The sequence below is a fragment of the Testudinibacter sp. P80/BLE/0925 genome (assembly GCF_053570785.1).
The window spans coordinates 636981-650160 of sequence record NZ_CM131636.1 but is presented as its reverse complement, the minus strand read 5'-3'; the positions used below and the strand labels follow the sequence as shown (position 1 = coordinate 650160).

Sequence of the window (13180 nt, the reverse complement as noted above, 5' to 3'; positions counted from 1 at the left end):
AATGCGCCCTAGTCGATATTTTATCAGTAGAGGGTATTACTTACTCAAATCTAACTGATACAACGCAAAACCGACTTCATCTTGTCCGACTTTTTGCATTGGGTATTGGGCGTTTTGTCGGATAAATTCGGCGGCTTTATCCGATGGCGAGGTCTCGAATACGATGGTTGCCTTGTTGTTCGGAATCGCTTTGAAACGCCAGTTTTTATCCGCTTGCGGTTTGACTTCGCCCTGTTCTTGACTGACGCGGCGGATGTAGTCGGCTAAAATCGTGCGGTTTTCGTCCGGTGCGGCGAAGGCGAGTTGACTGCCGTCGGTGCCGGGGAATTTATTGCCGAAAGCGCGGTAGTTATTGGTGGCGATTAAAAATTCCTGCGTGGGATCAACCGCTTTGCCGTTAAAGGTCAGTTCGCTGATACGGTGGGCTTCTGGGTTAATTAACTTGCAATCGCCGTCGTAACGCGCCGCTTGGGTTAAATCCACTTGGTAATTTACGCCGTCGATCACGTCAAAATTATAGCTGCGGAAATCGTCCCAGTTGATCAAACCCTGCGTCGTGGCTTTGTTTGGGTCAATTTGATTAAACTGTCCGGCGGAGCATTCCAACCACTCTTTCACTTGCGCGCCGTTGATTTTCAACGCCACTAAGGTGTTCGGATAGAGGTATAGATCCGCCGCATTGCGGAAGGTCAGCTCGCCGGTCTCCACTTCGGTATAACCGTTCGGATCATTTTTGCGTCCGCCGGCTTTAAACGGGGCGGCAGCGGAAATGACCGGTAGCTTTTCCAAATCAGGATTGCCTTGCACAAAGCGTTGTACATAATCTTGTTGTGCTTGATTGACGATTTGAATGGTCGGATCATCTTGCACCAATGCCAAGAAACTGTACATTTTGTCACTGGCTTTTCCGATCGGCTGATTGACGTAATTCAAGGTATTTTGGTGATCGTCGGCTAATGCCTCGATAATCGGTTGATAGCTGTTGGCGACCGCACTTTTGCTTTCGTTATCGTAAATCGGGCGGGCTGCGGCGGTGGCTTGGGTGACCAGCCATTTGCCGCTGTCGTTGTTCAGTTTTAAATCGATCACGCCGACGTGGCTGCCCCATGAGCCGGGCATTACCGCCGCTACGCCGTTTATCGTGCCTTTGTCTAAATCGACATTTTCAAAACCGCTGAACGATTTGCCCGGGAAGACGCCGTGCGCGTGTCCGAACGCAATCGCGTCAATGCCCTCGATTTGCGCTAACATTGCCACTACATTTTCTGCACCGTTTTCTTTATCTTCCGCTGCAGCCGATAAACCGCTGTGCGCCAAGGCAATGACTAAATCTGCGCCCTGTGCTTTCACCTGTGATACGATTTCGCGTGCGCTTTCAGTGATATCCTTCACCGCCAGTTTGCCTTCAAGGTGCTTTTTATCCCAAGTCAAAATTTGCGGCGGTACGAAGCCGATATAGGCGATTTTTAAATTTTGTGGCTGACCGTCCTCGTCGATAAATTGATAGTCTTTAAGCAGATACGGCTCGAAATACGGCTTGCCGGTGCTGACATCGATCACATTCGAGCTGATATACGGAAAATTCGCGCTGGCAAGTGCGGTTTGCATAAAGTCCAAACCGTAGTTAAATTCGTGGTTGCCGACCGTTCCGACATCATACTTCAGTAAATTCATCGCCTTAAAAACCGGGTGGGTTTCACCTTTATTTAAGCCTTTGGCAGCAGCGTAGTCCCCCATCGGGCTGCCTTGGATCACATCGCCGTTATCCACCAACACACTGTTTTTGACTTGTTGGCGTGCGGTTTGGATTAAATCAGCGGCACGGGCCAAACCTAATTTTTCGGACGGTGCGTTTTTGTAATAATCAAAATCCATCATATTGGCGTGTAGGTCGGTGGTTTCGATAATGCGCAGATCCAAATCGGCGGCGTATGCACCGATTGAAGACGAAAGTGCGGTTGCGATTAAACTACTGAGTAGTAAAGGCTTCATTTTAACAGACATAAGTGCTCCAAATATCATTGCAATCAGTAAGAAAGGTATTCTATGCGATTCAATTGGAATTGCAAAAGCATTATTGGCCATGATGACAGCGGCAGTCCGGATTTGTGCGCCAGTTCACGCAATTTTCTTTCTGTGTTCGCGACGGTAATGTTATGCTTACGCTAAGCAAAAGGAGATGATATGGCAAAGTATAAACTGATCGCCTTGGATTTAGACGGCACCTTATTGAATACACAAAAAGAAATCAGCCCGCGGAATCAAGCGGCGATTTCGGCGGCGCGGGAGCAAGGGGCGCAGGTAATTTTAGCTTCGGGACGGCCTCATATCGGTATGCAAAAATACCTAAAACAACTGGGTATGACCGGCGACAACGATTATGTGCTGTGCTTTAACGGCGCGCGAGTTGAGCGGGTGAGCGACGGGCGGGTGATCAACAGTAAAATGTTGCGCGGCAAAGACGCCAAGTTGGTTGCCGCTTACGCCAGGCAATTCGGGTTAAACACCCATGCCTTTTCGCCGACGCGCGGTTTAATCACGCCGCAAGCCAGCCATTACACTCAACATGAAGCCGATTCCAACGGGATAGATTTTACCCTGCTCGATTTTGCCGAACTGGACGATGACGAGCCGATTATCAAAAGCATGATGATCGATCCGCCGCAGTTGTTACAAACCATTATTGATGATATGCCGAGTGAACTCCGCGCACGTTACACCATTGTACGCAGTGCGCCGTTTTTCTTGGAGTTTATCCACCCTGAAGTGAATAAAGGCGCGGGGGTAGCCGCGTTGGCGCAACACTTGCAGATTCAGCCCGAAGAAATTATCTGCTGCGGCGATGCCGGCAATGATCTGCATATGCTGCAATACGCCGGGCTCGGTGTGGCGATGGGCAATGCCACCGACGAGCTGAAAGCGATTGCCGACTATATCACCGCCGATCATAACGAATCCGGCGTTGCCGAGGTGATCGAGAAATTTATTTTAGCCTAAGTGCGGAATGAAACTTAATGAAGGATAAATCATGAAAATTGTCATTGCCCCCGATTCGTTTAAAGAGAGTTTGACCGCACTTGAAGTGGCGGAAGCCATTGAAAGCGGGTTTAAGAAAATTTTTCCGCAAGCCGAATATATCAAAGTGCCGATGGCAGACGGCGGCGAAGGCACGGTGCAGTCGTTAGTCGATGCGACCGGCGGACGCTTGCTGGAGGTGGCGGTGACCGCACCGTTGGGCGAGAAAACCACCGCTTTCTTCGGCTTATCCGGCGACGGTAAAACCGCGATTATCGAAATGGCGGCGGCGTCCGGCTTGCATTTGGTGCCGCCGGCACAGCGCAATCCGTTGCTGACCACCAGTTACGGCACCGGCGAGCTGATTAAAGCCGCACTTGATCACGGGGTTGAAAAAATCATTTTAGGTATCGGCGGCAGTGCCACCAATGACGGCGGTGTCGGTATGCTACAGGCATTAGGCGTGGATTTTCGCGACCAACAACAGCAACCACTTGGCTTTGGCGGTGAAAAATTAGCGCAAATCGCAGCGATTACATTGGATCGGCTTGATCCGCGTTTACAACGGGTGGAAATCGAAGTGGCGTGCGATGTGGATAATCCGCTGTGCGGACAACACGGCGCTTCGGCGACCTTCGGACCGCAAAAAGGCGCTACTCCGGCGATGGTGTTACAGTTAGATCGGGCGTTGGCGCATTTTGCCGCGATTGCCAAACGGCAGTTGGGCTTGCAAATCAGCGAGGTTGCCGGCGCCGGCGCGGCGGGCGGCATGGGCGGCGGTTTATTGTTGCTGCCGAACGTGACGTTGCGCCCGGGCGTGCAGATTGTGGTGGAAGCGGTGAATTTGGCGCAGCAATTGCAAGATGCGGATTTGGTGATCACCGGCGAAGGGCGGATCGACGGGCAAACCGTACATGGTAAAACGCCGATTGGCGTTGCCAAAACGGCGAAGCGGTTTAACAAGGCGGTGATTGCGATTTCCGGCTGCCTGCGTGATGATTATGAAGCGGTGTACGCCCACGGTATTGACGCAGTATTCCCGATTATCACCCAATTGGGTTCGCTAGAAGAAACCTTAGCCAATGGACGCAAAAATCTGATTTCAACCGCACAGAATATTGCGCGCATTTATCAAATGACCCGTTGATCGTTCCACTATTTGTTGTCGATAGTTATTAAGAATTGGGTTACTAGCTTCCCTCTCCCTTAATGGGAGAAGGTGTCCGTAAGGGCGGATGAGGGTGAAATTCCCACAAAAACATTTATCACCCCTCATCCTGATTTTAGCTTCTGAACGAAGCTAAAACCTGCCCTTCTCCCACAAGGGGGGAGAAGGGAGGATCTGCGTGGATGACCGTATTTTTCAGGCAAAGTGCGGTTTAAGCGACAGGGAATGCACTATTCGCCGTCTTGCATAATATGATAGCTGATCGGGGTTTGTTCGATTTTTTGCGCCATGCCGCTGATCAGCTTTTTATCCTTCACTTCATCGGCGGTGAGCAGCAAGCGCGTGCCTTCGCTGTGCAAGAAGCGGCTGATCTCCTGATCGCTATAATGGGTGCATTGTTTGTAGGTATCAAAAAACACTTGATTATACATCTGCGATTCTTTTTTCAGATTATCAATATCATCCGGGCGCAGCAGCCCTTCCGAGCCGGTTAAGCTGGAGGCGTGCAGTAAAAATTTGCCGCCCGGCAGTGATAACCGTTCTTCCGCACCGCAGAAAATAATGGTTGCCGAAGAACCGACCATGGATAAATTGACCGTAGTCACCGGAATTTTCGAACTTTTCACCGCCCAGTGGGCAATCTGCCCGCTGTCCATATCGCCGCCGTCACTGTTGAGATACAGATAGATTTTTTTCAACTGCGGATAATGAATATTAATGTCGTCAAGCGCATAGACTAAGTCGGAAACTAAATTCGGCTCGACCGGGGCGGTATAGAAAATCTTTGCGCTTTCGGCGCGGTTATTCTCGACATAATCCTGCGGAATTTTTTTCAGTTCGGCATGGGCGGCAAAAGAGAAGCTCAGGCAGCCGCTTAACAGGGCAAAGGTGGTAAGTGCGGTTTTGTTTTTTAGGATTTTCATGGTGATCTCGCTGTAGAAAATTAAAATGCCGCTTATTATCGAATAAGCGGCAAAAAATAAAAACCGAGATTACCTAATTTTAAGTAATTTTGTGCGCCAATTATATCAATTGGAGTAGTTACAGATCGGCGAATTCGGCAATTTTTGCCCAACCGCGGCTTTCCAGAAAATCGAGCAGCACCCGCGGACTTTGGTTTAGCACCCGCTGCGGCGGAAAATCAACCTCAGCCAATAATGCCAAACTATGGCTGAAATCGCCCAAATAACCGGCATAATGCGAATCGGAACCGATACTGACCCAACCGCCGGCGTCGCGCACCGCGGCGGCAATGGTCAGGCAGTTGTCATAGCTGCCGACGCGCGAATGCAAAAACGAGGAATTATTGACTTCCAAGGCGACATTGTATTCCGCCGCCGCTTGTGCCACCGCCACGGCATCAATCGGAAATTTCGGGTTGCCCGGGTGGGTGATGATATCCACCTTTCCGCTTTTGATACAATTAATCAGCGCTTCGGTGTGATCATCGCGCGAACTTGGCTGAATTGACGGCGGATGAAAGCCCGCCAACACCAAATCCAATGAACGGCGCATACGATCGTTACAATCGGTTTCGCCGTCAGTATTCAAGATATTGGCTTCGATACCGCGCAAAATACCGACGCCGTCAATAAAACGCGGCAGAATCGCCAGATTGGAAAAATGCCATTCGTGCGGCGCGTCGCCCAGTGCCGGACCGTGGTCGGTATTGGCAAACAGGCGGATACCGCGTTGTTTGGCGACGGCGATATACTCATGCAAGGTGCTGTAAGCATGGCTGCTGGCAATGGTATGCGTATGTAAGTCAACCGGATATGTCATGTTTTCCTCTGTTATTTGCCAACTGCACTTTTACGGTCTTGCCACAAATCCGACCGTATCATATACCTTACGCAAGGTTTCGGCGGCTCTGGCTTGGGCTTTTTCCGCCCCTTCGCGTAAAATACGGTTTAACAAGGCTTCATCATTACGGAAATGTTGGAAGCGCGCTTGCAGTTCGGTCAGCATGGCTGACACTTCATCGGCAACCGCACTTTTCAGGTGTCCGTACATTTTGCCGTCAAATTCCGCTTCTAACTCGGCAATGGTTTTGCCGGTTACGCCGGATAAAATATCCAACAAATTGGACACTCCGGCTTTGTTTTCACGGTCGTATTTCACCACTGGCGGCTCGTCGGAATCGGTGACCGCTCTTTTGATTTTTTTCGCCACCGCTTTCGGATCTTCCAACAAACCGATCACGTTGTTGCGGTTGTCGTCGGATTTTGACATTTTTTTGGTCGGTTCTAACAGTGACATCACGCGCGCCCCGGCTTTCGGGATAAAAGCTTCCGGCACAGTGAACGGATCGCCGTACAGCGCATTGAAACGCTGGGCAATATCACGGCTGATTTCCAAATGTTGACGTTGATCATCGCCCACCGGCACTTGATTGGCTTGATACAGCAAAATATCCGCCGCCATTAGCACCGGATAGGTAAACAAGCCGACATTGACGTTTTCTTCGTAGCGCGCAGATTTGTCTTTAAACTGGGTCATACGGCTCATTTCGCCGAAATAACTGTAGCAGTTCAGCACCCACGCCAGCTGAGTGTGTTCCGGCACGTGCGATTGCACAAAAATGGTGCTTTTTTCCGGATCGATTCCGGCGGCAAGGTAAATCGCCAAAGTATCTAAGGTCGCATTGCGCAAGGCTTGCGGATCTTGGCGCACGGTGATGGCGTGCAAATCGACAATACAAAACAGGCAATCAAATTCGTCCTGCATTTTCGCCCATTGACGCAGCGCGCCCAAATAGTTGCCGATGGTTAATTCGCCCGACGGTTGCACCCCGCTGAATACGACTGGTTTTTTGCTCATGGTTATTTTCCTTAGAATTAATTGATCACGTTTAAAATATCGGCAAAATCGTCAAACACCCAATCCGGATTAGATTCGCTGATCGGAATATTGTAATTGTAGCCGTAAGTCAGCCCGACCACCGGACTGCCTGCGCTGTGTGCCGCCAGAATATCATTTTTTGAATCGCCGACAAACAGCAGTTGTTTCGGACAAATCCCGAATTTGCCGCACAGATAGTACAACGGCGCAGGGTGTGGTTTAATCGCCGGTAGCGATTGACCGCCTAATAATTCGGAAAAGAGATGATCGATACCGAACGCCGCCAGCACCGGCTGCACGTGCTTGGTCGGCTTATTGGTCACCACCGCCAACAGATAGCCCTGCGCTTTCAGGGTTTCTAAGGTCTGTTTTACCTTCGGATAAAGGCGGCTTTTATTGCAAATATTTTCACCGTAATAAAACCCGAACCGTTTTTTCAGTTGTCGGATTTGTTCTTCGTCCAGCTCCGCTTTGCTCCATTCCAAGCCGCGTGCCAGTAGCACCTCAGCCCCGTTGCCGATCCAGGTCAGCACCAACTCTTCAGGCGCTTGCGGCAAGCCGACCTCGGCAAAGGCTTGATTAAGCGACAGGGCTAAATCGGGCAAACTATCGACCAGCGTGCCGTCCAGATCAAAGGCAATCAGTTTAAATTGGCTCATGTTTCTCTTCCTTAAATCACATCATTTTTCAAACCGGCAAGCTGTTGGCGCATTTGCGTGATGACCTGCACATAATCCGGTTGATCGAAAATCGCCGAACCGGCGACAAACATATCCGCGCCGGCAGCGGCGATTTCCGCGATATTGTTCACTTTCACCCCGCCGTCCACTTCCAAGCGAATGTCAAAACCGCTTGCTTTAATCCGCGACCGCACTTGGCGCAATTTATCCAAGGTCGCCGGAATAAAGGATTGACCGCCAAAGCCCGGATTGACCGACATCAGCAAAATTACATCGACTTTGTCCATCACATAATCCAAATAAGACAACGGCGTTGCCGGATTGAATACCAACCCCGCCTTACAACCGCAACTGCGGATCAACTGCAAAGTGCGGTCGATATGTTCGCTGGCTTCGGGGTGAAAGGTGATGTAATCCGCCCCTGCCGCCGCGAAATCCGGAATAATCCGATCGACCGGCTTCACCATCAAATGCACATCAATCGGCGCGGTAATCCCATAATCACGCAACGCCTTACACACCGCCGGCCCAAAGGTCAGATTCGGCACATAATGGTTGTCCATCACATCAAAATGAATCACGTCAGCACCGGCTTCCAGCACGTTTTTGACATCATCGCCTAAACGCGCCAAGTCCGCAGAGAGAATCGAAGGAGCAATTAAATAGGGTTGCATAAATCACCTTTTGTCGTCTGAAAATATCGTTTGAAAAGTCATGAAAGTGCGGTAAAGAGGGGTAGTTTACTACTTAATCGGAGGAGAGTTAAGGGATTATCTTGGATAAACGGATTGAATTATGCCAGAGATAACGGTATTTTTATCCGCATTGATTTTGTAATGAGTGAGTATCTGATTTTGGACATAAATCGACAAAAACAAGATGTGCCGCTATTGTCTGATTATCCGTTTGATATGGATTTGGTGGCGGGTCGTACACTCATTGAAAAAGATAATTACCTTGATGATATTATCAATCGTCCGCAGGGGATGAAAGGCTATATTATTAACTTAACGACCAGAGGGCGAGGGGCGGTTTTTGACGGTGAAAAAACATTTTTGGCCGATAAAGGGGATTTGTTACTGTTCTCGCCACAAGCTATTCACCATTATTGCCGGGAACCTGCCTATTATTCGTGGTACCACCAATGGATTTATTTCAGACCAAGAGCATTCTGGATAGATTGGTTACGTTGGTCCTCAACAGAAAATGGTATCGGACGTTTGAGCATTCAAAACAAAGAAGAGTATCAAACTATCTTAGATTTATTTATGAAAATCGAAAAACTTTCAAAGGAAAATGAAGTTTTTGCCAAAGATACCACGATGTGCTTTCTCGAATTATTACTGATAAAATGCGCCAGATTAGATCCTGAGAATGTAGAGCATAAACCGCATAATGCGCTAGATTTGAGGATTGATACGGTATGCAACTTGATTTTAAATGATCTTCAGCAAAACCATAAAATCGATTACTTTGCCAGACGGGTAAATCTGTCAACCTCCAGATTAACTCACCTTTTTTCGGAACAATTGGGCATGAGTCTTACCCAATGGCGGGATAACCAACGTATGGAAAATGCCAAGAAGTTATTGTATACCTCGGATATTTCCATTATGAGTATTGCCAAACAAGTTGGATTTGATGATCAGCTGTATTTTTCAAAAGTATTCAAAAAATATTGCGGAGTCAGCCCGTCCGTCTTTCGTCACTCTAGATAAATTTAAACAAGTGACCGTCATCACAAAAAAATTTCTTCTGCCAAATAGTCTATATAAATAGCCGAATTTTACATATAACTTAGGATAGCTTTCGGCTATTATTCCGACAGACTAAAAAATCACCATGAGTTGTTATGATTTTATTTATTTAAAATCATGGGGTTGTATTGTTTTTTAGTCATGCATATTGATAGGGATGTAATATGCCAATAGCAAAAATAACCATGTTCATAATATATGAGGTGAATAATGAAAAAGCTGACGATTAAAAATCTATTATTGACGGGGCTATTAGGTATGACGGTTCTTGTGCCGAATGTCATGGCAAAAGATGTCGAGATAGTTAATATTTCTAAAATAGCAGGTATGCCATGGTTTAACCGTATGGCGGAAGGGGTTGAACAAGCTGGAAAAGATTTTGCTGTAAATGCTTATCAAATTGGACCTTCCAGTACGGATGCGCCACAGCAAGTCAAATTAATCGAAGATTTGATCGCCAAAAAAGTCGATTCGATTTCGATTGTGCCAAATGATGCAAATGTTTTAGAGCCGGTGCTTAAAAAAGCAAAACAGCAAGGCATTGTCGTGCTGACACATGAATCTGTCGGACAACCCAGTGCGGATTGGGATATCGAAATCATTGATAATGCCCAATTTGCCGCTGATTACGTAGAAGAAGTGGCTAAAGTTATGGATGGAAAAGGCGGTTATGTGATTTACGTCGGCGGTTTGACTGTGCCGCAGCATAATCTTTGGGCGGATCTGTTCGTCAAATATCAGAAAGAACATTATCCGGAGATGTTCGAAGTGACAACTCGTATGCCGGTTGCTGAAAATATTGACGATGCTCGTCGTACCACATTGGATTTGATGAAAGCGCATCCGGATTTGAAAACGGTCGTTTCTTTTGGTTCACAAGGTCCGATTGGCGCCGGGTTAGCGGTGAGAGAGAAACGGATGAAAGATAAGTTCTTCGTTTTCGGTATGATGATTCCTTCCCAAGCCGCTTCTCTGATTAAGAGTGGCAACATCACCATGGGAATTACCTATGATCCTGCTTCAGGAGGTTATGCTCTCGCTGCGGTAGCTGCCAAGCTATTAAAAGGTGATGAAATTATTGATGGTTTTGAAATTCCTAACGTAGGTAAAGCCGTTGTGGATAAAGATAACCGTCTGATTCAATTCCATAAAGTATTAAAAGTAACGAAAGAAAACATCGATAGTCTGTATTAATTGAAGTGTAAAATTATGGATTCTCTTTGGTATGGGAATCCATAATATTTTGATAAGGAATCTTCATTTTAAAGGTGGTTATTATGACTTTTATTACCATGGAAAATATTTCTAAAACCTTTTATGGTGTGAAAGCATTAAATAGTGTCTCATTGACCTTAGATAAAGGTGAAGTGTTGTGTTTGGCCGGGCAAAATGGTTGTGGTAAATCAACACTAATCAAAATTTTGTCTGGGGTCTATCAACCAGACAAAAATGCCAAAATAAAAATAGATGTTGATGAATATAGCCAATTAACACCAAAAGAATCTATTAAAAAAGGCATTCAGGTTATTTATCAGGATCTTTCTTTATTTCCTAATTTAACGGTAGCTGAAAATATTGCAATCAATTTATATCATGATCATTTTTTATCGAGCAAGAAAAATATTAATTCAGTAGCGACAAAGACCTTAAAAAATATTCATGCTGAGTTAGACCTTAATGCCATTGTCGAAACATTGTCTGTTGCTCAACAGCAATTGGTTGCGATTTGCCGAGCACTGGCACAGGAAGCACGTTTGATTATTATGGATGAGCCGACAGCCTCTTTGACGGTGCAAGAGGTACAATCGTTATTACGCATTGTACAGCAGCTTAAAAATGCCGGTATCAGTATCATTTTTGTAAGCCACAAGTTAAATGAAGTCATTTCGGTATCCGATCGGGTAATGGTACTAAAAGATGGAAACCTGGTCGGGAATTATCCGATAGCGGAAATGAATGAGAAAAAATTAGCTTATTTAATGACAGGTATTGAGTTTAATTATGAGAAATTATTACCAATAACAGGATCAGAGCCTCTTTTAACGGTTAATAATTTATCTAAAACGAATCAATACCAAGATATTTCATTCTCAGTACATAAAGGAGAAGTTGTTTCCATTATCGGTTTGTTGGGTTCTGGCAGGACTGAGCTCTGTTTAAGTTTATTTGGGGTGACATCGCCAGATAGCGGAGAAATTATTTTAGATAATAAAAAAATCGAATTTAAAACTAATCGTGATGCAATTGCTTCAGGTATTGGATATGTATCAGAAGATAGAATGGCAACCGGGTTAGTGATGAATTCATCGATTAAGGATAATATTATCTCAACTATTTTTAATAAAATCACTTCAAAAATCGGTTTGATTGATGAGGATCGTGTTACATCATATAGTAATTATTTAATTAACCAGCTAAAAATTAAGTCTCCGGATTCTGAATTGCCAGTGAATACTTTGTCGGGTGGTAATGCACAGCGGGTTTCTATTGCTAAATGGCTAGCTATTAAACCTGATTTGTTAATTTTAGATGAGCCGACTATTGGCGTTGATATTGCTAATAAGGAAGGAATTTTTAATATTGTTAAATCGCTTTCTATTCAAGGTATTTCTGTAATTGTTATCACAGATGAAGTTGAAGAAGCTTACTATAACAGCCATCGAATTTTTGTTATGAAATCAGGAAGAATAAGTCATGAATTTTTAGCGAGCGAAACAAGTGAAAGTGAAATTTTGGAGGCGATCAATGAAAAATAAATCTATTTCGCAAAATTTCTTTTTAATGATAACCATATTGGTTATTTCTATTTATTTAACGCTTAAAACAGATGATTTTCTGACAATAGAAAACTTTTATGACGTGATTAATAGCTATGCAATGTTAGCTATTTTAGCTTGTGGTTTGTTTATTGTGCTTATTTCCGGTGGGATAGATATTTCTTTTCCGGCAATAACAATAATCTCACAATATATTATGGTGTCATTTATCATGCAGTATGATGGGAATTATTTGGTGGTTTTTCTGATTTCTATTCTATCGGGGATTACGCTAGGGTTAATTAATGCTTTCATCGTGAATAAACTCAATGTTCCTTCTATCATTATTACCATATCAACCTTAAATATATTCTATGGTCTCTTATTATATATTACCAAGGGAACTTGGTTGTATGATTATCCGGCTTGGTTTCAAGAGGAAGTTGTTTTATTCAAATCATCAACATCAGATGGATTTGAATATGGTTTGTCTTTTCAGTTCATGTTATTACTTGCTGTCATTTTTCTGACAGGCTTTATCATGAATAAAACTAGTATTGGTCGAAAAATTTATGCATTGGGTGGTAATGCCGAAGCGGCATCAAGAGTTGGTTTTAGCTTATTAAAACTTCATCTTTTTGTTTACGGTTATATGGGATTTACCGCAGGAATCGCCGGAATTGTCCAATCTTATACCGTGCAAACCGTTGCGCCTGATTCATTATTGGGCTATGAGCTGACGGTGTTAGCGGCAGTGGTACTCGGCGGCACTAGCTTGATTGGCGGAAAAGGAACATTGTCGGGCACGATAATGGGGGTGGTGTTACTTGCAATCATTCAAAATGGATTGAATCTTTTAGGGATTTCTTCGTACTGGCAAACTGTCGTTACGGGTCTCATTATCGTCTTCAGTGTGAGCATGACTGCATGGAGTCAGCGAAATAAGATGGGAGTATAATCGTT

12 protein-coding genes are annotated in these 13180 nt (G+C 45.3%); 6 read left to right on the top strand and 6 right to left on the bottom strand.

The window, feature by feature from the left end; genetic code table 11:
• Positions 1-36: 36 nt before the first annotated feature.
• Entirely contained in the window at positions 37-2004 is a 1968-nt protein-coding gene (locus ACWA5Z_RS03220; RefSeq protein WP_431053889.1) for a bifunctional 2',3'-cyclic-nucleotide 2'-phosphodiesterase/3'-nucleotidase, read from the bottom strand.
• Positions 2005-2184: 180 nt separating this feature from the next.
• Here ACWA5Z_RS03220 and yidA point away from each other — a divergent pair, with 180 nt between their 5' ends.
• Together yidA and ACWA5Z_RS03210 are read left to right on the top strand one after the other, a co-directional pair.
• The gene (yidA, locus tag ACWA5Z_RS03215) at positions 2185-2997 is read left to right on the top strand and encodes a sugar-phosphatase (protein ID WP_431053888.1); all 813 of its coding nucleotides are present in this window, start codon (positions 2185-2187) and stop codon (positions 2995-2997) included.
• Between the two features lie 31 nt (positions 2998-3028).
• Entirely contained in the window at positions 3029-4162 is a 1134-nt protein-coding gene (locus tag ACWA5Z_RS03210) for a glycerate kinase (protein WP_431053887.1), read from the top strand.
• A 251-nt stretch (positions 4163-4413) separates the two neighbouring features.
• Here the strand turns inward: ACWA5Z_RS03210 and ACWA5Z_RS03205 are convergent, their stop codons facing one another.
• The 5 genes from ACWA5Z_RS03205 to rpe all read right to left on the bottom strand — a co-directional run bounded on the left by ACWA5Z_RS03205 (position 4414) and on the right by rpe (position 8378).
• Positions 4414-5106: an ATP-dependent Clp protease proteolytic subunit gene (locus ACWA5Z_RS03205; RefSeq protein WP_431053886.1), complete on the bottom strand. Its 693-nt coding sequence runs from the start codon at positions 5104-5106 to the stop codon at positions 4414-4416.
• A 118-nt stretch (positions 5107-5224) separates the two neighbouring features.
• Positions 5225-5965 carry a phosphatase gene (locus ACWA5Z_RS03200; RefSeq protein WP_431053885.1) on the bottom strand — a complete coding sequence of 247 codons (741 nt, stop codon included), beginning with the start codon at positions 5963-5965 and terminating at the stop codon, positions 5225-5227.
• Positions 5966-5995: 30 nt separating this feature from the next.
• The gene (trpS, locus tag ACWA5Z_RS03195; RefSeq protein ID WP_431053884.1) at positions 5996-7003 is read right to left on the bottom strand and encodes a tryptophan--tRNA ligase; all 1008 of its coding nucleotides are present in this window, start codon (positions 7001-7003) and stop codon (positions 5996-5998) included.
• Between the two features lie 17 nt (positions 7004-7020).
• On the bottom strand, positions 7021-7683 hold the full coding sequence (locus ACWA5Z_RS03190) for a phosphoglycolate phosphatase (protein ID WP_431053883.1): 663 nt from the start codon (positions 7681-7683) through the stop codon (positions 7021-7023).
• An 11-nt stretch (positions 7684-7694) separates the two neighbouring features.
• The gene (gene rpe, locus ACWA5Z_RS03185; protein WP_431053882.1) at positions 7695-8378 is read right to left on the bottom strand and encodes a ribulose-phosphate 3-epimerase; all 684 of its coding nucleotides are present in this window, start codon (positions 8376-8378) and stop codon (positions 7695-7697) included.
• Between the two features lie 114 nt (positions 8379-8492).
• Between rpe and araC the strand changes: the two genes are divergently transcribed.
• From araC to ACWA5Z_RS03165, 4 genes are all read left to right on the top strand, one after another.
• A complete protein-coding gene (araC, locus tag ACWA5Z_RS03180) occupies positions 8493-9422 on the top strand; it encodes an arabinose operon transcriptional regulator AraC (protein ID WP_431053881.1) in 930 nt (309 codons plus the stop codon).
• 249 nt (positions 9423-9671) lie between these two features.
• Positions 9672-10655, top strand: a complete 984-nt coding sequence (locus ACWA5Z_RS03175; protein WP_431053880.1) for a substrate-binding domain-containing protein — start codon at positions 9672-9674, stop codon at positions 10653-10655.
• An 83-nt stretch (positions 10656-10738) separates the two neighbouring features.
• Complete coding sequence (locus ACWA5Z_RS03170) at positions 10739-12217, top strand: sugar ABC transporter ATP-binding protein (protein ID WP_431053879.1); 1479 nt, start codon at positions 10739-10741, stop codon at positions 12215-12217.
• On the top strand, positions 12207-13175 hold the full coding sequence (locus ACWA5Z_RS03165) for an ABC transporter permease (RefSeq protein WP_431053878.1): 969 nt from the start codon (positions 12207-12209) through the stop codon (positions 13173-13175). Before ACWA5Z_RS03170 ends, ACWA5Z_RS03165 begins: the two co-directional genes overlap by 11 nt.
• Positions 13176-13180: the final 5 nt, after the last annotated feature.

Excerpts from the sequence above, each read along its gene's own strand:
- ACWA5Z_RS03205 (WP_431053886.1), bottom strand. The coding sequence starts at position 5,106 with ATGAAAATCCTAAAAAACAAAACCGCACTTACCACCTTTGCCCTGTTA.
- ACWA5Z_RS03220 (WP_431053889.1), bottom strand. The coding sequence starts at position 2,004 with ATGTCTGTTAAAATGAAGCCTTTACTACTCAGTAGTTTAATCGCAACC.
- ACWA5Z_RS03165 (WP_431053878.1), top strand. The coding sequence starts at position 12,207 with ATGAAAAATAAATCTATTTCGCAAAATTTCTTTTTAATGATAACCATA.
- yidA (WP_431053888.1), top strand. The coding sequence starts at position 2,185 with ATGGCAAAGTATAAACTGATCGCCTTGGATTTAGACGGCACCTTATTG.
- ACWA5Z_RS03210 (WP_431053887.1), top strand. The coding sequence starts at position 3,029 with ATGAAAATTGTCATTGCCCCCGATTCGTTTAAAGAGAGTTTGACCGCA.
- trpS (WP_431053884.1), bottom strand. The coding sequence starts at position 7,003 with ATGAGCAAAAAACCAGTCGTATTCAGCGGGGTGCAACCGTCGGGCGAA.
- ACWA5Z_RS03170 (WP_431053879.1), top strand. The coding sequence starts at position 10,739 with ATGACTTTTATTACCATGGAAAATATTTCTAAAACCTTTTATGGTGTG.
- rpe (WP_431053882.1), bottom strand. The coding sequence starts at position 8,378 with ATGCAACCCTATTTAATTGCTCCTTCGATTCTCTCTGCGGACTTGGCG.
- ACWA5Z_RS03200 (WP_431053885.1), bottom strand. The coding sequence starts at position 5,965 with ATGACATATCCGGTTGACTTACATACGCATACCATTGCCAGCAGCCAT.
- ACWA5Z_RS03175 (WP_431053880.1), top strand. The coding sequence starts at position 9,672 with ATGAAAAAGCTGACGATTAAAAATCTATTATTGACGGGGCTATTAGGT.
- ACWA5Z_RS03190 (WP_431053883.1), bottom strand. The coding sequence starts at position 7,683 with ATGAGCCAATTTAAACTGATTGCCTTTGATCTGGACGGCACGCTGGTC.